General features: G+C 54.5%; 17 protein-coding genes. 4 read left to right on the top strand and 13 right to left on the bottom strand.

The window, feature by feature from the left end; translation table 11 throughout:
- Positions 1-124 precede the first annotated feature (124 nt).
- Positions 125-790: a fructose-6-phosphate aldolase gene (gene fsa, locus ABIE29_RS07675; RefSeq protein WP_429617739.1), complete on the top strand. Its 666-nt coding sequence runs from the start codon at positions 125-127 to the stop codon at positions 788-790.
- A 101-nt stretch (positions 791-891) separates the two neighbouring features.
- Here the strand turns inward: fsa and ABIE29_RS07670 are convergent, their stop codons facing one another.
- Positions 892-2,958 (bottom strand): carbon starvation CstA family protein, encoded by a 2,067-nt coding sequence (locus ABIE29_RS07670; RefSeq protein ID WP_429617737.1) that lies wholly within the window; start codon positions 2,956-2,958, stop codon positions 892-894.
- A 239-nt stretch (positions 2,959-3,197) separates the two neighbouring features.
- On the bottom strand, positions 3,198-5,132 hold the full coding sequence (locus ABIE29_RS07665; RefSeq protein ID WP_429617735.1) for an exoribonuclease II: 1,935 nt from the start codon (positions 5,130-5,132) through the stop codon (positions 3,198-3,200).
- Positions 5,133-5,325: 193 nt separating this feature from the next.
- On the opposite strand from ABIE29_RS07665, the gene ABIE29_RS07660 reads away from it, so the two are divergent.
- Positions 5,326-6,285 carry an SDR family NAD(P)-dependent oxidoreductase gene (locus ABIE29_RS07660; protein ID WP_429617733.1) on the top strand — a complete coding sequence of 320 codons (960 nt, stop codon included), beginning with the start codon at positions 5,326-5,328 and terminating at the stop codon, positions 6,283-6,285.
- A gap of 90 nt (positions 6,286-6,375) precedes the next feature.
- Here ABIE29_RS07660 and ABIE29_RS07655 read toward each other — a convergent pair whose 3' ends face one another.
- The gene (locus ABIE29_RS07655; RefSeq protein ID WP_429617732.1) at positions 6,376-8,682 is read right to left on the bottom strand and encodes an FdhF/YdeP family oxidoreductase; all 2,307 of its coding nucleotides are present in this window, start codon (positions 8,680-8,682) and stop codon (positions 6,376-6,378) included.
- Positions 8,683-8,886: 204 nt separating this feature from the next.
- Here ABIE29_RS07655 and ABIE29_RS07650 point away from each other — a divergent pair, with 204 nt between their 5' ends.
- The gene (locus tag ABIE29_RS07650) at positions 8,887-9,783 is read left to right on the top strand and encodes a LysR family transcriptional regulator (protein ID WP_429617730.1); all 897 of its coding nucleotides are present in this window, start codon (positions 8,887-8,889) and stop codon (positions 9,781-9,783) included.
- On the opposite strand, the gene ABIE29_RS07645 is transcribed toward ABIE29_RS07650, so the two are convergent.
- The 9 genes from ABIE29_RS07645 to ABIE29_RS07605 all read right to left on the bottom strand — a co-directional run bounded on the left by ABIE29_RS07645 (position 9,772) and on the right by ABIE29_RS07605 (position 19,844).
- Positions 9,772-10,950: a CMD domain-containing protein gene (locus ABIE29_RS07645; RefSeq protein WP_429617728.1), complete on the bottom strand. Its 1,179-nt coding sequence runs from the start codon at positions 10,948-10,950 to the stop codon at positions 9,772-9,774. The genes ABIE29_RS07650 and ABIE29_RS07645 overlap by 12 nt on opposite strands.
- A gap of 1,417 nt (positions 10,951-12,367) precedes the next feature.
- Entirely contained in the window at positions 12,368-12,589 is a 222-nt protein-coding gene (locus tag ABIE29_RS07640) for a hypothetical protein (RefSeq protein WP_429617727.1), read from the bottom strand.
- A 23-nt stretch (positions 12,590-12,612) separates the two neighbouring features.
- Positions 12,613-13,029 (bottom strand): MchS3 family protein, encoded by a 417-nt coding sequence (mchS3, locus tag ABIE29_RS07635; RefSeq protein WP_429617726.1) that lies wholly within the window; start codon positions 13,027-13,029, stop codon positions 12,613-12,615.
- Between the two features lie 391 nt (positions 13,030-13,420).
- Positions 13,421-14,233 carry a putrescine export ABC transporter ATP-binding protein SapF gene (gene sapF / locus ABIE29_RS07630; RefSeq protein ID WP_024529292.1) on the bottom strand — a complete coding sequence of 271 codons (813 nt, stop codon included), beginning with the start codon at positions 14,231-14,233 and terminating at the stop codon, positions 13,421-13,423.
- 1 nt (position 14,234) lies between these two features.
- Positions 14,235-15,227 (bottom strand): putrescine export ABC transporter ATP-binding protein SapD, encoded by a 993-nt coding sequence (gene sapD / locus ABIE29_RS07625; protein ID WP_021806551.1) that lies wholly within the window; start codon positions 15,225-15,227, stop codon positions 14,235-14,237.
- A complete protein-coding gene (sapC, locus tag ABIE29_RS07620; RefSeq protein WP_429617725.1) occupies positions 15,227-16,117 on the bottom strand; it encodes a putrescine export ABC transporter permease SapC in 891 nt (296 codons plus the stop codon). The genes sapD and sapC overlap by 1 nt, the downstream gene beginning before the upstream one ends.
- Positions 16,104-17,069, bottom strand: coding sequence for a putrescine export ABC transporter permease SapB (sapB, locus tag ABIE29_RS07615; protein ID WP_429617723.1), 966 nt, complete (start codon positions 17,067-17,069; stop codon positions 16,104-16,106). The genes sapC and sapB overlap by 14 nt, the downstream gene beginning before the upstream one ends.
- Positions 17,066-18,718 carry an ABC transporter substrate-binding protein SapA gene (sapA, locus tag ABIE29_RS07610; RefSeq protein WP_429617721.1) on the bottom strand — a complete coding sequence of 551 codons (1,653 nt, stop codon included), beginning with the start codon at positions 18,716-18,718 and terminating at the stop codon, positions 17,066-17,068. The genes sapB and sapA overlap by 4 nt, the downstream gene beginning before the upstream one ends.
- Positions 18,719-19,067: 349 nt before the next feature.
- Positions 19,068-19,844: an NAD(P)H-dependent oxidoreductase gene (locus tag ABIE29_RS07605; RefSeq protein WP_429618062.1), complete on the bottom strand. Its 777-nt coding sequence runs from the start codon at positions 19,842-19,844 to the stop codon at positions 19,068-19,070.
- An 88-nt stretch (positions 19,845-19,932) separates the two neighbouring features.
- Between ABIE29_RS07605 and ABIE29_RS07600 the strand changes: the two genes are divergently transcribed.
- Positions 19,933-20,826 carry a LysR family transcriptional regulator gene (locus tag ABIE29_RS07600; RefSeq protein WP_429617720.1) on the top strand — a complete coding sequence of 298 codons (894 nt, stop codon included), beginning with the start codon at positions 19,933-19,935 and terminating at the stop codon, positions 20,824-20,826.
- Positions 20,827-21,001: 175 nt separating this feature from the next.
- Here the strand turns inward: ABIE29_RS07600 and pspF are convergent, their stop codons facing one another.
- Positions 21,002-22,006 carry a phage shock protein operon transcriptional activator gene (gene pspF / locus ABIE29_RS07595; protein WP_429617719.1) on the bottom strand — a complete coding sequence of 335 codons (1,005 nt, stop codon included), beginning with the start codon at positions 22,004-22,006 and terminating at the stop codon, positions 21,002-21,004.
- Positions 22,007-22,122 lie beyond the last annotated feature (116 nt).

Here is a 22,122-nt window from a genome sequence, read left to right as displayed (position 1 = left end):
CTTCTTACGTAAATTAAATGCGTTTCGAATGAAAGTTGGTTTGATTTTAATCAAATGATGAGGGCTTTTATCACTTATTATGTTCAGAGTTTGAATCTGCCCACAAAAGAATCAGGAGAAGGTTATGGAACTGTATCTCGATACTGCCGACGTCAGCGCAGTGAAACGTTTGGCGCGCGTCTTGCCGCTGCACGGCGTGACCACCAACCCAAGTATTGTGGCCAAAGAAGGTAAGCCGATCTGGGAGGTGCTACCGGCCTTGCGTGATGCGTTGGGCGGAACCGGCAAGCTGTTTGCCCAGGTGATGGCCAACGACGCGGAACGCATGGTTGCCGAAGCCGTCCTGCTGAACCAGCGTGTGCCGGGGTTGGTCGTGAAGATCCCCACCACCGCAGAAGGGCTGGCGGCAATCAAGAAGCTGAAATCCATGTCGATCCCCACCTTGGGAACTGCCGTTTATGGCGCGGGTCAGGGGCTGCTGGCGGCCTTGGCCGGGGCAGAGTATGTGGCACCTTACGTTAACCGTCTGGACGCACAGGGTGGCGACGGCGTTGAAATGGTACACGAGTTGCAACAACTGTTATCGCTGCATGCTCCTCACGCCAAGGTGCTGGCGGCCAGCTTCAAAACGCCACGTCAGGCGTTGGAGTGTCTGTTGGCGGGCTGTCAGTCGATCACTCTACCGGTGGATGTGGCAGAGCAGTTTATTTCCGCCCCGGCGGTGCAGGCGGCGGTAGAGAAGTTTGAACAGGATTGGCAGGGAGCTTTCGGCACAACGTTGATAAGCTAAAGTGCATTGACAAGGGCGGCACCTGGCCGCCCTTGTAGGCATTTGATGAGCCAGTTTCAATCAGCTCACCCTGTAGGGCACCGCGTGCTGCGCCCGTTCAGTTAGACACGCCCGGCCTCTTCACGCAGCACGATCACGCTTTCACGTACCGTTGGCGTTTTGGAACTCAACGCGCGGCGCACCACGAAGAAGGCCGAAACCAGCATCGTCACCGCAACCAGCATAAAGAAGGCACAAAGCGCGGCGTTAATCTGATTGGCAAACACAATGGTCTGCATATCCGCAATGGATTTGGCCGGGGCGATAACCGTGTTCGATTCAATCCCGGCAGAGAATTTTTTTGCCTGCGCCAGGAAGCCGATGCTCGGTTTCTCATGGAAAATCTTCTGCCAGCCCGCCGTCATCGAGGTGATAAACAGCCATACGGTCGGCAGAATGGTCACCCAGGCGTAACGCTGTTTCTTCATCTTGAACAGCACCACGGTGCCCAGGATCAGCGCCATTGAGGCCAGCATCTGGTTACCAATGCCGAACAGCGGCCACAGCGTATTGATCCCACCTAACGGATCCACGACGCCCTGATAAACGAAGAAACCCCAACCGGCCACGGCCACGGTGGTGCCGGCCAGGTTGCCGAACCAGGAACGGTTGTTCGCCAGCCGCGGAATGGCTACGCCAACCAGATCCTGTACCATAAAGCGACAGGCGCGGGTGCCTGCATCCACCGCAGTGAGGATAAACAGGGCTTCAAACAGAATGGCAAAGTGATACCAGAAGGCCATCATTGCCCGGCTGTTAAACACCTCGCTGATGATATGAGCCATGCCAACGGCAAAGGTTGGCGCGCCACCCGCCCTGGATAGCACCGACTTCTCGCCCACATCGTTGGCAATTTGTGTCAGCGTTTCCGGGGTGACCATAAAGCCCCAACTGTTGATCACCTGTGAAGCACTTTCCACCGTGGTGCCGATCAGTGCCGCCGGTGAGTTCATGGCAAAATAGACGCCAGGGTCGATCACCGAAGCGCAAATCAGCGCCATGATGGCCACGAAGGACTCCATCAGCATGCCGCCGTAACCGATGAAGCGGATATGGCTCTCACGCTCAACCAGCTTCGGCGTGGTGCCGCTGGAAACCAGGGCGTGGAAACCGGAGATTGCGCCGCAGGCGATGGTGATAAACAGGAACGGGAACAGTGAGCCGGCAAACACCGGGCCGCTGCCATCAATAAAGCGTGATACCGCCGGCATTTTCATTTCCGGCATCGCGAACACGATGCCCACCGCCAGCCCAACGATCACGCCAATTTTCAGGAAGGTAGAAAGATAGTCACGCGGAGCCAGCAGCAACCACACCGGCAGCACCGAGGCGACAAAACCATAAATCACCAACACCCAGGTCAGGGTGGTGCCGTGCAGGGTAAAGAACGGCCCCCAGTATGGGTGCATGGCGATGTTACCACCGTAGATGATCGCCATCATCATCAGCACAAAGCCGATCAGCGAAACCTCGGCAATCTTGCCTGGGCGGATAAAACGCATGTAAACGCCCATAAACAGCGCAATCGGAATGGTGGCAGCAATGGTGAACAGACCCCAGGGGCTGTCTGCCAGCGCTTTTACGACCACCAACGCCAGTGCCGAGAGGATGATGATCATCACCCCAAGTGCACCCAGCATGGTTACCACACCGGCAAAAGCGCCTAACTCCTGCTTGGCCATTTCCCCCAGCGAACGTCCGTCGCGGCGGGTGGAGATAAACAGGATCAGGAAATCTTGCACCGCACCGGCCAGCATTACCCCAACCAGGATCCAGATGGTGCCGGGTAAGAAGCCCATCTGCGCAGCCAGGATCGGCCCAACCAGTGGGCCTGCACCGGCAATGGCGGCAAAGTGGTGGCCAAACAGTACCCACTTGTTGGTCGGCACATAGTCCAGGCCATCATTATGGCGCTCCGCAGGCGTTAACCGACGATCATCGAGCTCAAAGACGTTCTTGGCAATAAACCGGCTATAGAAGCGGTAGGCAATGCTGTAGCAGGCGACGGAAGCTACCACTAGCCAGACAGCGTTGACGTGCTCCCCGCGGCTCAAGGCCAGCATGCCGAAAGCGAAGGCACCGACCAGCGCCACCGCGAGCCAGATTATGGCTGACTTGACGTTTTTCATGTTCCGCAACTCCTTGTTGTGCCGAGGTAGAAAGGTGATTTTTTAGTTTGTGAGTACGTCAAAAAATTAACGACTCATTAAACGTAGGAGGTTTAAACGCGGACGGCGGCTGGTCGGATAAGAAATGTGAACTCAGTTGGAGTTTGGTGAAAGAAGCGTGCTATGCGGGGGAGGAATAGGTTGTTGCGGGCATAAAAAAGGCGATACCGAAGTATCGCCCAGATAGCAAACCGGAGACGTTAGGCTACCGGTCTGGCGATCACGCTGCGGGTTTCCATGCGGACTTCGGCAATGGTCACCTGCAAACTATCGCTTTGGCGATAAATGACTTCGCCCTTCACCTGCACGGTACCGGTCTCCTGGCTGCTTACCATCTCGTCGCGAACTGCGTGGATGAACGGAGCAGGGATAAAGGCCACCGCGCCGTTGTCCAGCAGGCGTACGCGCAGGCCACCCCGGGTCACGTCGATGATCTCGGCATTGAAGCGCTCATCGGTTCCGGCAATGTCTTTGAGGAAACGGGCATACAGCCAATCACTGACGTCACGCTCTGCCATGCGGTTCAGGCGGCGACGCTCGGTCAGTTGCACGGTGACGTCGTCCTGCGGTTTTTCCACCGCCTGCTCGCTGATAGTGGCTTTCAGCAGACGATGGTTGACCATATCGCCATACTTACGGATCGGTGAGGTCCAGGTGGCGTACGCCTCCAGCCCCAGACCGAAGTGCGGGCCAGGGGTGGTGCTGATCTCGGCAAAGGTCTGGAAGCGGCGGATACGGCTGTCCAGGAACTGGGTTGGCTGCGAGTCGAGGTGACGGCGCAGTTCGCAGAATCCTTCCAGAGTCAGCAGCTTCTCGGCATCGGCTTCAACGCCGTTGGTCTGCAATACGGCGACCGCTTGCTCAACCAGAGCCGGATCAAAGCCGTTATGCACGTTATAGATGCCAAAGCCCAAACGATCACGCAGCACCAGGGCGGCACAGACGTTGGCGGCTATCATGCACTCTTCAACGATACGGTTGGCGGTGCGGCGCTGTTCGGTAATGATGTCCAGCACTTCGCCTTTCTCGCCGAGGACAAAGCGGTAGTCAGGGCGATCCTTGAACACCAGCGCATGCTGATGGCGCCAGACGCTGCGTGCATCGCAAACCTGTTTAAGCAAGGTGATCTGTTGTGCGATATTCTCGCTCGGTGGTTGCCAGCCCGCGACGCCGTCCAGCCAGTCAGAAACCTCGTCATAAACCAGTTTGGCTTTGGACTCGATTTCGGCGGCGAAGAAACGGATATCGTTGCCCAGTGCACCGTCTGCGGCGATAGTCACGCGGCAAGCCAGCACCGAGCGGCGCTCATTCGGGCGCAGCGAGCACAGGTTGTCGGACAGATCGCGCGGCAACATCGGAATATTGAAGCCCGGCAGGTAGTTGGTGAACGCGCGCGTGCGGGCGATATCATCCAGATTACTGCCCTGCTCGACATAGGCGGTAGGATCGGCAATGGCGATGGTTAACAGCAGCGAGCCATCACCGTTGTCTTGCACGTGCAGCGCATCGTCCATATCTTCGGTGCTGGCGCTGTCGATGGTGACGAAGTCCAGCGCGGTCAGGTCCTCACGGACCAGGGCGCTCTCTTGTTCGCAGATCGCGACCATCTCTGGCGCTTCTTTTTCAAGATTATGACGCGCCAGCGTGACCCACCATGGGGCAAAGTGATCTTCACCATCGGTGATGAACTGAGTCAGGTCGGCATTGAAAGTGCGATCGCCTTTCAGCGGATGACGGCGCATTTCTGCAACAGCCCAGTCACCGGCCTGGAAGTTATGGGTGACTTCACGCGCCGGACGGCATGGGATCGCGTCTTTCAGCAACGGATGATCGGGGATAATCGACAGACGATCGTCTTTTTTCTGCACCCGGCCAACGAAGCGCGACAGGAAAGGCTCAACCAGGGCTTCCGGCTCAGCGATTTCGCGCTCTTTTTCGGTATGCAGGGTGGCGACGATACGATCCCCATGCATGACTTTTTTCATGTACGGCGGCGGAATGAAGTAACTTTTCTGACCGTCGACTTCTAAAAAGCCAAAACCTTTCTCAGTCCCTTTTACTACGCCTTCAACACGCGGGGTTTGAGAGTGAAGTTGCTGTTTAAGCTGCGCCAGCAGCGGGTTATCTTGAAACATATCGTCCAGTGAATGGGTTGTGAGTGGCAAGATTTGCGGCTGACAGTTTTACGCGAATCACCCCTTGCGGGCAAGCCAAACGTCACGCTTTTCCGACGATGGCTCGCGATAATCATGCAGTCCGCAAGAAAAAGCCGTAGTGCCAAGGGCCTGGGTGTTACCTTCATCAGACTACTAAGGGTAAGGGGGGATCATGAGAGTACAAGAATCAATCCAATCAGGGTTCGGTAAGTTAACCACCGCTGTTGATGTTCTTTCCGGTCTTAATCTCAAGGGTAAGACGGCGCTAATTACAGGCGGGCACTCAGGCTTGGGTTTGGAAGCGACAAAAGCGCTTTCTTCCGCAGGTGTGCACGTTTTTGTGGCTGCTCGCAACATCGAGAACGCATCAAAAGCGCTCAATGAGCTTGCCAATATTACAGTATTGCCGATCGAACTTTCAGACCTTTTATCGGTTAGCAATCTGGCCTCTATCATTGCTGCTAACGGCTATGTTTTTGACTATGTCATTTGCAATGCAGGTATTATGGCCTGTCCAGAACGTCGAGTCGGCCCGGGGTGGGAATGCCAGTTTGCAACCAACCACGTTGGACACTATGTTCTGGTAAATCTCATTTGGAATAACATACGTCCCGGCGGCAGGGTGGTTTGCGTTTCATCCGCTGGTCATCATAATTCACCCATCCGATGGGACGATATTCAGTTTACTGAAGGTTACGACAAATGGCTCGCATATGGTCAGTCAAAAACGGCCAATATTCTATTTGCGCTTCAACTGGATAATTATGGTAAAAGCCGGGATATTCATGCTTTCTCACTGCACCCGGGTAAAATATTTACTCCACTGCAGCGTCACCTGACAAATGAGGAAATGATCGGAGAAGGTTGGCTGGATTTGGAGGGTAACCCCATCGATCCCAGTTTTAAGTCCCCAGCCCAAGGGGCTGCCACTGAGGTATGGGCTGCTACAAGTCCTTTGCTGGACGGTCTCGGAGGACTTTACTGTGAGGATTGTGATGTGGCCGGTCTGGCATCTGATTATGATGAGCCATTTGTGGGCGTTTGCGAATATGCGATTGACCCTGCAGAGGCATTAAAATTATGGTCCTTAACGGCCAAGCTTACCGGCGTGAATGCATTCCCTGAGCGTTAGCTATTGTTTCATTTAAAAGTGAACATTTTCAGTCTCAACCATCTGATGAAGTAGGGTTGAGACTGAGTATCTGGAGCTTTTCTTAATAGACTAAACAATACGCAATGTAGGTGTCTGAGCGCAGCGGCGGATGGCGACGGGAACTGATTTGGAGGTCGGCGTGCCGGTGCCATCACCAAAACTGGCCAGCGGCACCAGCGGGTTGGTTTCAGGATAGTAGGCTGCCAGATTACCGCGTGGGATATCGTAGCTGACCAGCTTGAAGCCGCTGACCTTTCTGGTTACGCCATCGTTCCATAAGGTTTCGATTTCCACCAACTCCCCATCCTGCAGGCCAAGATCGGCCAAATCTTCGGGGTGAATAAACAGCACCTCGCGCTGGCCGTAAACGCCGCGATAGCGATCGTCCAGTCCATAGATGGTGGTGTTGTACTGATCGTGTGAACGCAGGGTTTGCAGCACGAACGGCGCTTTTTCCGCCCCGATTTGCGGGAACAGCGTCTCGGGTAGCGGAGCGGCACTGAACTCGGCTTTGCCGCTCTGGGTTGCAAAGCGTAATTCGGCAGCGGCGTTGCCCAGATAGAACCCTCCTGGTTGCTCACAGCGCTGGTTAAAATCATCAAAGCCGGGAATGGTGGCCTGGATATGCTGGCGGATCAGTGAATAATCGTCGGCCAGCTCCAGCCAATCCAACTTTTGGTTGCCCAGCACCGCGTCGGCAATGCCGCAGACAATCGCGGTTTCAGAACGCTGGGTGTCGGCCAGCGGTTTACCGATGCCTTCGGAGGCGTGCACCATGCTGAAGGAATCTTCCACCGTGATGTATTGCGGGCCGCTGGCCTGCATATCCAGCTCGGTACGCCCCAGCGTCGGCAGGATCAACGCGTCTTTACCGGTGATCAGATGGCTGCGGTTCAGCTTGGTGCTGATATGCACCGTCAAATCACAACGGCGCAGGGCTTGGGCGGTACGCTCCGTATCCGGTGCCGCCGCTGCCAGATTACCCCCGAGGGCAATCAGCACTTTGACCTCACCACGCAGCATCGCTTCAATGGCTTCGACCGTATTGTGGCCGATCTCGCGGCGTGGGCTAAAGCCAAAGTGTTGTTCCAGACTATCGAGCAGCGCTTTGGGCGCTTTCTCATCAATGCCCATGGTGCGGTTGCCTTGCACGTTGCTATGACCACGTACCGGGCATAAACCCGCGCCTGGCTTGCCCAATTGACCAAACAACAGTTGCAGGTTGGTGATTTCGCGCACCGTTGGTACTGAGTGCTTATGCTGCGTGACGCCCATCGCCCAGGTGCAGATAACACGCTCTGCGCCTTGGTAAATCGCAGCCGCATGGTGCAGCTGGGTTTCACTCAACCCGGATTGCGTGGTGATCTGTTGCCATGAGGTGGCATCCACCTGTGCCAGATAATCCTCGATCCCTACGCAATGCCGATCGATAAATGGCTGGTCGAACAGTCCTGGCTCGTTAGCGGCTATCCGCTGACGGTGGATTTCCAGCAGTGCCTTCACCATGCCGCGCACCGCTGCCATATCGCCACCCAGGTTGGGCTGGAAGTAGGCCGAGCTGATAGGGGAGGATTTGGGCGTCAGCATCTGGATTGGGTTTTGCGGATCGGCAAACCTTTCCAACCCGCGTTCGCGCAGGGTATTGAAACTGACGATGCGCGCTCCCCGGCTGGCCGCGTGTTTCAGGCTGTGCAGCATACGTGGATGGTTGGTGCCGGGGTTTTGGCCAAACACAAAAATTGCGTCGGCCTGCTCGAAGTCATCCATACGGATGGTGCCTTTGCCGACGCCGATGCTCTGCTTAAGCCCAACGCCACTGGCTTCGTGGCACATATTGGAACAGTCCGGGAAGTTGCTGGTGCCCAGCATCCGGCCAAACAGTTGATAAAGGTAGGAGGCTTCGTTACTGGCGCGGCCTGAGGTGTATAGCTCAATCTGGTTGGGGTTATCCATTGCCTGGATATGGCTGGCGATAAGTTTCAGGGCATCCGGCCAGGTGATGGGCTGATAGCGATCGGTTTTGGCGTCGTAGCGCATCGGGTGCGTCAACCGGCCTTGATACTCCAGAAAGTAGTCGCTTTGCTCGCGCAGGGTGCTGACGCTGTGGGCCGCAAAGAAGGCCGGTTCAACCGCATTGCGAGTGGCTTCCCAACTGACGGCTTTGGCTCCGTTCTCGCAGAAGCTGAAGGTGCTGTGGTTGTCATCACCCCAGGCACAGCCGGGGCAGTCGAAACCGCGCGCCTTGTTAACGCGCATCAGGTTGCGCAGATTTTTCAGCGCCTGTTTGCTGTCGAACACATAGCGGGTGGTGGCTTCCAATGAGCCCCAGCCGCCCGCCGCGCCGCGATAAGGCTTGATTGACGGTTTAAATTTCATGATTTTCTTCGCAGGTGATTAATGTAGCTAAAAGGTAAATGCTTTTTTAAGCATTTTGAGTATTTATGTGGCAAGTCTAGGGGGGGAAAGGCCAGGCGTCTAATCGAATAGAGCAATGATGGGATAGACGACACCTATCGCCGCTGCCAGCAAGGCTGTAGCAAATGATATACTTCACGCAGAAACCATTTTCCGGGCCAATACATGGATATTAAGCAACTGATCTACCTGTGTAATCTTGAGCGGGAACGCCACTTTGGCCGCGCCGCAGAGGCCAGCTTTGTCAGCCAGCCAACCTTATCCATGCGACTGAAAAACCTGGAAAAAGAGCTCGGAGTTTCGTTGATTAACCGTGGCAACAACTTTGAAGGTTTCACCGCCGAAGGTGAGCGGGTGCTGGCCTGGGCACGGGAAATTGTTTCCGTTTATCAGGGTCTGAAGCTGGAAGTGGAGTCGCTGAAACACGGGTTGAACGGGACGTTGCGCATCGGCACCGTGCCGCAGTGCAGTATTTCGTTAGCGCAGATGTTGAAGGCGGTCAGCGAGCGTTACCCGCAGTTGGACTATCGCGTAGCGGTATTGAGCGCCGATCAGTTGTTGGAAGCGCTGACTGCGCACACGGTGGATATCGGCATCGGTTTCTTTGAACTGCCGACGCTCAAAGAGCTGCATTTCCAGTCGCAGTCCTTGGCCGATAGTGGCATCGATCTGGTATTTCATCCTCAGCATTTCCCCGAGCTGGTGGGGGAAAGCCCACTGACGCTGGCAGCCGTGGCGGAGTTGCCTTTATGCCTGGCTGAACCGACGCGTTACTTCCGTCGTTACCTGGATCAGCAGTTTCGTGAGGCGGGCTTGACGCTGCATACCCGGATGGAAACTACCTCGATCTTCCAACTGCTACAGGGGATTTTTGTCGGCTTGGGATGCGGGGTGTTCCCCGGCGGTAATTTGCAGATGGAAATGATGCCACAGTTGCAGCGGCGCAGCATTGCCATTGCGCCGATGCCGCGTCATGCCGCCTTGGTGATCGCCGAGCCAGCCAGGGCCACACCGCTGGCACAGCACTTTTTTGATGCGGCTCAGGTGTGGTTATTGCGCTAGATTGATTTCCACCGTATCGCCAAGACTGTAACGTAGCCGGTTTTCCCAGGCGTATAGCGCGCTAGTCAAGATAACGTCCAATGCCTGCGATCGATCCAGCCCGCTGTTGAACAGCGGCTGCACGCTTTGCGCCGTGAATTTCTCAGGCGTCCGCGTCAGTTCGGCCGTTACGCTTATCACGGCAGCGGCCACGGGATCGTCGGCCAGCTCAAGCGCGTTATCAATCCCAGCCACTAATGCCAGTGCCAACTCCCGATCGGCAAGCTTATTGGCTAGCGCGGCGACACAGTAATTGCTGCCATTAATGCGTGATGTCACCAGAGCAACCAAAGCCTTAAGGCGTGGAGATAGCCCGTCAGCGTGGTGGGTAATGCTGTTAAATACCGTATTGCGTTCATGCAGGGCAGGCGCGTCGTGGGCCAACAGCAGGTAATAAGACTCGCTGCGGGCGTCAGGGTGGCTTTGGTCCAGAATGTCGAGCTGCCGGGCCTGAGCCTGCTCGACAACGATCTGCGGCAGGCGGGCTTGCCATAACAGTTCCGTGCAGGTAAATCCCGCTGGATCGGCATCTTCGGTCTGGGGAAAACCTGGCAGCACCACGGCGGGCCTGCCTGCCAGCGCGGCAATACCGGCGACCACCCGTGCCTGATAGCTAACGAAACCGATGATTTGTGAAAAGGTCACAATATCTTGCGTGCTCAGGCCAACTTCGCCGAGCTGTTGTAACGCCTTGGAGCAAATCAGTGTCGGTTGGCTGGCGAGTTGGCGGGCGTATTGGGTGATTTGTGCCAGACGGACATTACTTTCCCGCGTAGCATCTGGGCTGTCCAAGGGGGCGAGGCGAGCGGCGTAATGGCTGCAAAGCGATTGCACGCCGGTGACCTGCGCCACAGTCAAGGCTGTCGACAGACGATCGTAATGTGACAATGTCACTTCACGCGAAATGCTGACCCGATCGGGGAACAGTACCGGATAGCAGGCCGAGGATGCGGTAAAAACGGCAAGGCGATGGCTGAGCGTGGTATTCAATTCCTCATCGGTAAACGTGCCCAGGCCCAACAAAAAACGCTCCCGCAGGCTTGCAGCGCCAGGCTCGAGTGGCGAACTGTCGCCAGAGCTGCGCTGGGTTTCGTGGTACCACAGGGAAGGGGCTAGGCGATGTTCCATCGGATAAAATCCTTCATCAATACAACAAGCCACCATTGCAATCGGCAACGGTGGCAGGGTAAAAAACCGCGCAGCAGGTGTCAGTCATGGCTGCATAGGCCATGGCCATAAATAGAGAAGCCAGCGGCAAGGATGAGCATCAGTTGCGAGAAGCGTTGGTGGTGGACATTGTTCATCAGCGCGATATCCTGTTGTTTGCATAGTTCAACCTAGTGGATATCCTCACCGATTTGATTGGTGAGATAAAATAATGTTAAGTGCTAATTAATAGCGTAAAGGAATAAAATATATTGCAGTAGGGTTGATGAGTGCCAAGATGCCATCCTCCGGGCTTCAACTGGCGCTGCCCCATAACATGGCTGGTAATTAGGCGTTTACTGGAATGGTATGATCTTGACAAAATTCTGCATAATGGCACGGCATAACGATGCCGTGCCATGGTAGTGATGACGCTAGATTAGTGCCAGTTACTGGCAATTATCACGGTTTTTGGCAAATAATAGCGACTCGAGTAAGATCTTTAATATTACCGAACTTGTCTTTACAAGTCGTTTCGCGATAACAAATGTCAGGTGTATATGCTACATTACGGATTTCGCAAACATAACTAACGCCGCCAACAATCTTTGACGCAACTAAGGTCTTGAGCTTTTTCACAACATATCCTTAATGGTACTTGATTGATTACCATGCAATTGCAGATAATCAATCGAGATCATAACAGTAAATTATTATAATAACAGGAGTATAGTGATTACACGAGATTCGTGCAGCAGTAACAATTACTGCATGTTTTCACAACTGATGCGACTATGAATAAGATCCTCGTTAGAACCGAACTTGTCTTTACAATGCTCTACGCGAAAACACTCCCCGGAACTCCGTTTTTCATAGTAAATAGTGCAAATGTATTGATGGCCACCAACAATTTTTGTTGCTTCTGAGGTATTGAGCTTTTTCACAATATATCCTTGTGGTAATTAATGAGAATAAATCCGTGCTTACCGATATTTAATAAATTTCTTAAGAGCGTGCCATTATAATAACAGACTGGCTTTATAATCAATTGGATGATTCTTGGTATTTATTGAGAATACTCAGGAAACACTGTATTTCTTGGTCTGACACTATCACGCTCTGTGATTACCATGACCAGAAAAGCGAGTGGCCAGGATGATCATCAGTCGTGAGGAGCGTTAGTGGTGGGTATTTTTTATCAGTGGGATATTTTGCTCTTTGCCTGGATTAACATAAATAATATCCTCACATAAACGATTAGTGAGATAAGGTAGTGTTAATTGATAATTAATTTCTGGATGGAGGTGAATATATCTTCCTGTGGCAGGAGTGCGATTTTCATTTGCGAGTTAGTGGAGGAAAAAAGCCACTCACCAATTACATGCAAGTGGCGTAGGTCTTAATTACCGTAGTTTGGATTGTTACTAGTATAATTTGAACCACCACCATTTGGATACATCGTTGCTGAACTGGTGCCAGGAGGCCAACAGGAACCGTTAGCATCGATATAGGAACCTTTATCTGTGCCACGTTGGTCATACACGTTAGTAGACTCACGCGCACCATCTAGATTCATCCCGCCGTGGATTAACCTTATTTCTTCTACGCTGATATTTTTCATTACACACTCCTTTGTAAGGTTATTTAACAACCATGTACTTTAATCGAGTCATATATCTCATTAAATCTGACTGTCCTTAAAATATCTCCTTTTAACACGGTGACCTCCCGGCTTGAATTTCCACTAAACTCTGGTGTTGTAGGGAGAGCTTGTCCCAGTTTTTTCAATCCGCAGATTGCGTAGAGCTTACTTTCTGGGGTTGATGTGCTGGATGTTGCTAACCGCATAAAGGCTTCATGGGCATTATCTAGTTGTAATATAGCCAGATATAACTTTTCGGCCTCGCTAATAGATCCAATGAATCCATTGTTACCAAGAGAGAAAGTACTTTGCATACCTAGTTCACTCTCTATGCGGGTTGGCTCTTTGGCGAATGATATTTCGCTGAAAAGTAACGGCAACATAATCAGAAAACCTAGTCTTACCTTGTCTGCAATCATATAGCATTTAGTCCGAATTATTGTGGGAGTATTAATAACTAATACCCCAGCGTTACATTGATATCATGAATGGATATTCCTAGTAAGTAATTAAGTATAAAACCTAATCCCGTTGGTTGTTTTTTAGTCAAGCTATCATTGCTTAAAAAACATGTCAATTATTTTTATGGTGGTGCCGGGTTATTTATTGGGCATTAAGTGCTTATTAATAACAGGATGGGATCTTGGTATTCGCTATTTCTCCTCACCCTAACCGTCAAAAAAGGGGGAGGGAACCAGTTCGGTGTGGTGATCGGGTACAGAAGCTAATCTGTGGCACTGATACAGGAGCTAACAGGATACCCCTCGCCATTTGGGGAAGGGCGAGGGGCGTTTTGCTGAACGGGTTTATTTAAAACCTGCCGCCGTCACGTCGCCAGGCGTCGGCAGTGAGCGCTTCGCCAAAATGGCTGGCGATCAGCCGCTTGGTGAGATCGTGCAGCGGTGCCGCCAGCACTTCGGCGGTACTGCCACGTTCCACAATTTCCCCTTCATGCATCACCATCACCTGGTCGCTGATATGCTTCATCATGCCCAGATGCTGCGTCACATAAATATAGGCAATCCCGTGTTTTTCCTGGAGCTCCAGCATCAGGTTGATGATCTGCGAACGCATCGACATATCCAGCGAAGCCAGCGCCTCGTCGGCAACAATCACCTTTGGCTGCAGGATCAACGCCCGTGCCAGCGCCACGCGCTGTTTCTGCCCGGAGGCGAGCATATGCGGGTAATAATAAGCGTGGTCCGGCAGCATCCCCACCTGGCGCAGGGTCTGATTGATCCGTACCTCCCGTTCTGCGGCTTCCAACTCGGTATTCAAACGTAGCGGTGCATCAAGCAACTGACCGATGCGCTGACGTGGGTTGAGCGAGGTGCTCGGATCCTGGAAAATCATGCGGATACGCTGGCTGCGGTAGCGATAATCGCCATAGGCCAACGCATGGTCGTCGATCAGCACTTCACCCGAGGAGGGTTCCACCATGCCGGAAAGCATCTTCGCCAGAGTTGACTTACCCGAGCCGTTCTCACCGATGATCGCCAGCGTCTGGCCCTCACGCAGGGTAAAGCTGACAGACTTGACCGCCTCCACATGCTGGCGGCGGAACAGCCCGGTGCGGTAGCGGTAGGTTTTGGTCAGGTTGCGCACTTCCAACAGCGTTTCCATGTTATTGCTCCTCCATGTTCAGCGGGAAGTGGCAGGCGAACAGGTGATTTTTCACCGGGCGCAGGCGCGGGGTTTCAATGCATTGCTTTTGTGCATACGGGCAGCGTGGCCCCAGGCGACAGCCGATCGGCAGATGCTCCAATGAGGGGATTGCTCCCGGCAGCGTATTCAGGCGGCTCTTATGCGGCAGTGAGCGGCCAAAGTCCGGCATGGCGCGGATTAGCGCCTGGGTATAAGGATGATGAGGGGCGGCAAGCAGATCTTCACATTGCGCGCTCTCCACCGTCTGGCCGCAGTACAGCACGTTAACCCTGTCAGCCCATTTGCTCATCATCTGCAAATCGTGGCTGATCAGCAGGATGGTGGTGTTGTTGTTTTGGTTCAGGCGCGCCAGCAGGCGGAAGATCTGCGCCTGCGTGGTGGGTTCCATGGCGTTGGTTGGCTCATCGGCAATCAATAATCTTGGCTGATTGGCCAACGCAATGGCGATCATCACTTTCTGGCATTCCCCTTCGGTGAGCTCGTAAGGGAAGCTGCCCATGATATCGAGGTGATCCTTGATACCGACGCGGTGCAACAGCTCTATCGCCCGCCGTTTGCGCCAGTTAAAGCGCTGCCACCAACGGCCCTTGTAAGTCCAGCCTGGAATGGCCTGGGCCAACTGGCGGCCAATGCTTTCGGAAGGGTCAAGGCAGGATTGCGGCTCCTGGAAGATCATCGAAACGTTGTGGCCCACCAGTTTGCGCCGTTCACGCGGGCTGAGCTGCAACAGGTCGATATCGTCAAAACGGAAGCGGTCGGCGGTGACACGCCAGTTATCTTTGGTCACGCCGCATATGGCTTTGGCGATCAGGCTTTTTCCTGAGCCGGATTCGCCTACCAGACCGCGCACCTCACCTTCGGTCAGTGTCATGCTGACGCGATCGACGGCCTTTACCGGCCCTTCGGCGGTCATAAATTCAATCGTCAGATTGCGGATATCGAGTAACGGCATTATTCCACTCCCGCATTGATCGCGCGGCGTATTCCGTCGCCCAACAGGTTAACCAGCAATACGCTGATCAGAATAGCGGCACCGGGCAGCATCACGGTCCAAGGCGCGACATAGACCAGCTCCAACGAGTCACCTAACATGGCTCCCCATTCCGGGGAAGGCAATTGCGCCCCGAGATCGAGGAAGCCCAACGCAGCGATATCCAGGATGGCCATCGACAGCGCGCGGGTGAATTCGGTGATCAGTACGGCGGCAATGTTCGGCACCACGGCGTACCACAGGATCTGCATCGTTGAAGCCCCATCCAGACGGGCAGCGACCACGTACTCTTTTTCCAATTCATCGTGCACTGCGCTGTAGATGGTACGCACCATCCGTGGCAACAGTGCCAGCCAAACGGCCAGCATAGCGTGTTCCAGCTTCGGCCCGAGGAATGCCACCACGATAATCGCCAGCAACAGTGAAGGGATTGAGAGCAGGGTATCGAGAATATGGTTGAGCATCGCAGACAGCAGGCCATGGGTGACCCCGGCAAACACGCCCAGGATCACGCCGCAGACGGCGGCAGCGATGGTAACAATCAGTGCCGAACCATAGGTGGCGGCGGCACCGGTCAGCAAACGGCTGAGGATATCGCGGCCCAGATCGTCGGTACCCAGGAAGAACGACACGTTACCGTAGCGTGACCAGGACGGTGGTAGTAACTGATACCCCAGGAACTGCTGATCAAGGGCATAAGGTGCCAGCAAGCTGCCGAACAGGGAAAGAAACAGCAGGCCGAGTACCCCATAAAAACCAATCATCGCCAAAGTGTCGCCGTAGAAAATCCGCCAGGTATAGAGCAGCGGACTAGGCATTTTCTTTTCGCGGTATACGTTATCGAAGGGCATACCATTCCTTATGTTTCAGCGGGTTGGTCGCCGCACCCAGAATGTCGGCCAGCACGTTAATGGTGATCACCAGCGTGCCGATCACCATTACGCCTGCGGAGATGGCCGCGTAGTCCTGTTGGCGGATGGCATTGATCAGCCAGCGCCCCAGGCCTGGCCAACTGAACACCACCTCGGTGATCATGGCCAGCGTGAGCATGGTAGAAAATTGCAGACCGAGTTTCGGGATGATCGGCGGTAACGCGTTGTGCAACACGTGACGACGGATAATGGTGAAGCGCGACAGGCCACGGGTTGCGGCGGCCTTGATGTAGTTCTGGTTGAGAACATCGTCGGTGCTGATGCGCATCAAGCGGATCACCTCGGTGATCGGGGCCACCGCCAGAGCGGCAATCGGCAGCACCATATGGCGCAGCGCACTGGCAATCATCTCGTTGCGATAAGGCGAGTCAGACAGCCAGGCGTCAAGCAGCGCCAGACCGGTGACCTGTTTGACCTGATACAGCAGATCGAAACGGCCCGACACCGGCAGCCAGCCAAGATGCAGTGAAAAGAAGAGCATCAGCAGCAGCGCCAGCCAGAATACCGGAATGGAAAAGCCCAGCAGGGCGAAGGTACTGATGGCGGTATCCTGCCACTTGCCGCGCATCACACCGGCAATAATGCCCAGCGGAATGCCGATAAACAGTGCCATCGTGAAGGCTAAAATGCACAGTTCCATGGTGGCCGGGAACACTTCGCGCAGCTGTTCGCTGATCGCCTGGCCATTGATGCTGGAAACGCCAAAGTCCCAGTGCAGCAGGCTGACGAAATAGAACTGATAGGCATCCAGCAGGGCGGCACCGTTTAGCGGCGCACGTGGAGTAAAGTAGCTCAGGCTGAAGCTGACCAGCGTCAGGAAGAACAGCGTGATCAGCAGCAACAGGATGCGGCGTAAGGTAAAGATAATCACTTTTTCGCGACCTCCGCCGGTTCACGGTACACCCCGGCAAATGATGAGTTGCCGAACGGGCTCAACACTAGTCCTTTAATATCATAACGGTAGGCCTGCAAACGCAAAGAGGAGGCCAGCGGCAATACCGGCAGTTGCTGTTCGAGGATCTTCTGCGCCTGCTGATAATGATCGATACGCTGCGACAGCTGCTGCGATAGCAGGGCATCCTGCAGCTTTTCATCAAAAGCAGGATCACACCAGTGAGCATAGTTGGTTTGCGAACGGATTGCCGCACAGCTCAGTAGCGGACGGAAAAAGCTGTCCGGATCGTTACTGTCGGTTGACCATCCGGTGAGCGTCAGATCGTGGTTCATCTCCATCAGCCGGGCTTCCTGGAAGCGGCCCTCTACCGGCACGATAGTGAGATTAATGCCGACCTGAGCCAAATCCGCCTGTAGCAGCTCCGCGGTTTTCAACGGGCTGGGGTTATAGGATTGCGATGCGGTCGGCACCCACAGCTTCATATCCAATGGCCCTACGCCGGCTTCGCGCAGCATTTCTCGTGCCTTGGCCGGATCGTATTCGGTGACGTGGGCATCATTATCATAGGCCCAGGAGGCGCGCGGCAGGATCGAGGCGGCGGTCTCTGCGGTGCCGTAATAGATCGATTGCATCAGGCGCTGGTTGTTAATGGCTAACGCAATGGCCTGGCGCACCTTCAGGTTATCCAGCGGCGGTTTGCGGGTATTGAAGGCCAGATAGGCGATATTCATCCCTGGGCGCAGGGTCAGACGTAAGCGCGGATCGTCACGCAGGATAGAAAGCTGGCTGGCGGCGGGATAGGCCAGCACATCGCACTCGCCGGTCAGCAATTTGGACAGGCGGCCTGTTCCCCCGGCCCCCATGTCGATCACCACCTGCGGCATACGCGGTTTCCCTTTCCAGTAAACGTCATTACGCGCCAGACGGATATATTGCCCGGAGCGGTATTCGTTCAACAAGAATGGGCCGGTGCCGACCGGTTCACGATCGATCATTTCCTGCAGCCCGTCCAGCGCCAGGTTATCGGCATATTCTGCCGATAGCACCGGCGCATAATGGGTCGCCAGATGCCACAGGAAGGACGCATCCGGTGCCTGCAAGCGGAACTCGACGGTGTATTGATCCAGCTTTTTCACGCTTTGCACGGAGTCGGCAAACTGCAAACTGTCGAAGTACGGGTATTCACCGCCGTTGACATTGTGGAACGGATGCTTCTGGTCAAACACCCGCTGAAAACTGAACACCACATCGTCGGCGTTCAGTTTGCGGGTGGGTTGGAACCAGGCGGTGGTCTGGAAAGGCACATCCCGGCGTAGGTGGAAGCGGTAGGTAGCGCCGTTGTCCAGTACTTCCCAGCTTTCCGCCAGCTCCGGGATCAGGCGGTAAGTGTAAGGATCAACATCCAGCAGCCGATCGTAAAGCTGGGCGGCCAGGGTATCGACCGTCAGACCGCTGCTGGCCATCTGGGGATTGAAGGTATTTAGAATGCCGCTGACGCAATAGACAAAGCCGCTCTGGCGGATGTCTGCTGGCGGTGGTGCTGCGCTGGGCACAGCCGGTGTCGCGGCCAGGGCAGAAGTTGCCAGGCAGCCGAGCGACATTATCCAAAGAGGTAAACCACGCATAGACGCTTCATGGGTTATTAAGCAATAACGATAGTGTATCGCACTCTGACCAACAGCCCAATTCCTTGAGCAAAATGGTTGAAATTTCGGCGGTTTGGTTAAGCTTGCCGCTGTTTTCTGGCGAGTGGGTCTCCGCCTGAAATGCGTGCTGGTGGATAATTACCCAAGCTTAGTGTGGTAATGAGAAAAATTCTCAACAAAGTGCTTTACAGGTGATACTGAGAACTATTATCATCATTTGGCAGTTCACGGAAGGCCACACCTTGTGGCCCTTTGTGGAAGGCACGACATTGCTCACATTGCTTCCAGTGTTTACTTAGCCAGCTCGGGTGCTGGCTTTTTTTTGCCTCTATTTCAGGTGAACGGCAAAACCGGAGCGACCAGGGGCAATATCCTCTCGCAGCGTCAACTGTGGAATATCATAATCGCCAAAGTTTTGCTTACGGAATGGCAAAGGCTCGGTACTTGCCAGCGTGTCCAGCCGTTTGCCCAGCGCCGAGCACAGCTTGGGGAATTCTGCTTCGTCGAAGCGATCGGTGCGGTACGCCACAAAGGGGGGCAGCACGTCAAAACCGGGGTAATACAGAATGCCATGGTGAATAGGGAACAGAATATCCTCTAGCGGGCCGTTGATACCGCGCGGGCTGTAATGAGACTCCCAACCGCCAGCGGTAACCAGCAACATAGCCCGTTTCCCTGCCAGCGTACCCTCGCCATAACGATCGCCCCAATGCGTATCGGAATGCTCGCCGACGCCGTACGCGAAACCATAGGCATACACGCGCTCTACCCAACCCTTGAGGATGGCAGGCATGGAGAACCACCACAGTGGAAACTGCAGGATCAGGGTATCCGCCCAGAGTAACTTCTCCTGTTCCAGCACAATATCTGCGCTTTGAGTTCCTTGCTCCAGAGCGATCCGGGAATCCATCGCCGGATTAAACCGGGCAGCGCTATCCCGATCCGTACGGTCTTCGCCATCCAAAGAGGCTTTCCATTTCATGGCATACAGATCGGAAACCTGTACCTGATGCCCAGCGTCCTGCAGATGTTTGACCGCAAAGTTTTTTAGTGAGCCATTAAGCGATTGGGCTTCTGGGTGAGCGTAGACCAGCAGAATATTCATCATTAAGTTCCATTGCTGAAAAGAGAGCAACAGAGTAGGTTAGCGCCAGGTATAGTTAAAATTGATTTAGATGATGACAGGTATTTGCATGAGTAATTTCGGCAGACTGGATCTCAATCTATTGGTGACGTTGGATGTGTTGCTGATGGAATTGAATGTTACGCGCGCGGCGGAGCGGTTGTCGCTGTCGCAACCTTCGGTAAGTGCTCATCTGGCCAAGCTGAGAGCGTTTTTCGACGATCCGCTGCTGCTACCTGGCCCAAGAGGAATGCGGCCAACGGCCAGGGCGGAGGCTTTACGTGAACCTTTGCGGCAGGCGTTGGCAGTGCTCGAACACACCGTTTCACCCATCAGCCCTTTTGAGGCGGCCAGCGCGAATATCACCTGGCGCGTTGCCGCATCCGACTATGGCGAATCTACGGTGCTGTTACCCGCATTGGCACGGCTTCGTCAGGCGGCCCCCAACAGCCGATTGGCGGTGTTGGAACTGGCACCGACCAGGATTGCCCGGCAGGCGGAGAAAGGGGAGATCGATCTGGCCTTTCATACTCAGGACTGCGCACCATCAGGGATGCGTCAACGAGTGTTATTCAAGGAGAGGTATGTGTTGGTGGGCCGTATCGGTCATCCTGCGTTGACGGCTCGCCCGACGCTGGCGCAATTCAGCCAACTGGAGCACGTGGTAGTTTCGCCAAACGGCGGGGGATTTAGCGGCATCACCGATCACACGCTGGAGCAGGCTGGGCTTTCGCGCCGGGTGGTACTTTCCGTCCCGCATTTTCTGTTTGTGAAATCGGTGATCGCCAAGACGGATCTGGTGGCGATGCTGCCCGAACGCCTGGTACGCGATAGCCCTGAAATACAGATTGCCGAGCCACCAGTGGAGATCCCAGGCTATGAGCTGGCAATGCTGTGGGATGAGCGTTCGCATCGCGATCCCGCGCATCAATGGTTACGAGAACTGATCGCCCAGTCGGTTTAACTTTCCCCTCACCCCAACCTTCTCCCAAAGGGCGAGGGAGCAGTCCGAAGCGCGTGGTTGGCCCGTACGTCTGCGGAAAGTAGAGAGTAAAAAAAGAGAGGCAAGATATTACGCAGAAAAATCAATGAACTCGATCGATTCCCTCTCCTTGGGGAGAGGGTTAGGGTGAGGGGCATCACTTCTCTGCGTCATCGCTACCTTGCAGCAGAGCATACTTTTTCAACATGCCGCGCAGTTGGTGATAGGTCAACCCCAGCAAATCGGCGGCTTTACGCTGATTGAAGCGGCCCTGTTTCAAGGCCATCTCCAGCAGGTTTTTCTCCTGCTGATGCTGCCAGCTTTTAAAATCCAGCGGCAATGCAGGTAAATCACTGGCCGACACAGTTGCCTCATCAAGCGGCTCTGAGCGCTTGGCAAAGGGGTTAATGATGATCTCATCCAGCTCATCCTGGCCTGAACCGTGGCGGTAAACGGAACGCTCCACCACGTTTTTCAGCTCACGCACGTTACCCGGCCAGGAGTAGCCGAGCAGCGTCGCCCGCGCATGTTCACTGAAGCCGGGGAACAACGGCAGCGAGAGCTCGCGGCACATCTGAATGGCGAAATGCTCGGCCAATAGCATAATGTCTTGCTGGCGTTGGCGCAGCGGCGGTAGTTGCACCACATCGAACGCCAGGCGGTCCAGCAGATCGGCACGGAATTTACCGGCGGCGGCCAGCGCTGGCAGATCGTCATTGGTGGCGCACACCAGCCGGACATCCACTCGCAGCGGTTGGCTGCCACCCACGCGCTCCAGATGGCCGTATTCAATCACCCGCAGCAGTTTTTCTTGTACCAACATTGGTGCGGTTGCCAATTCATCCAGGAACAGGGTGCCGCCATCGGCACGCTCAAAGCGGCCAAGGTGGCGTTTCTGTGCGCCGGTAAACGCGCCTGCCTCATGGCCAAACAGCTCCGAGTCCAGCAGGTTTTCATTCAGTGCCGCACAGTTGAGGGAGATAAACGGCCCTTGCCAACGGTTGGAAAGATAGTGCAACCGATGGGCGATCAGCTCCTTACCGGTGCCGCGCTCACCGATCACCAGCACCGGTTTATTGAGCTTGGCTAGCTGTGAAACTTGCTCCAGCACCTCCACAAAGGCGTTGGCCTCGCCCAACAGGTTCTCTAACGGTTCGCTCATGATGAAATTCGCCAATGTTTGGTGAAAACACTCACTCTACAGCAAGCGTGGTGAGAGTCAAAAATAAATAGTCTTTGTATTTCAATGAAATAAAAGTTGGCACGCTTCTTGATTAA

Origin of the sequence: Serratia sp. 2723 (assembly GCF_050434425.1) — a bacterium.
Classification (GTDB): domain Bacteria; phylum Pseudomonadota; class Gammaproteobacteria; order Enterobacterales; family Enterobacteriaceae; genus Chania.
The sequence above is the reverse complement of the archived record's forward strand: the minus strand, read 5'-3'. Positions and strand labels throughout refer to the sequence as shown.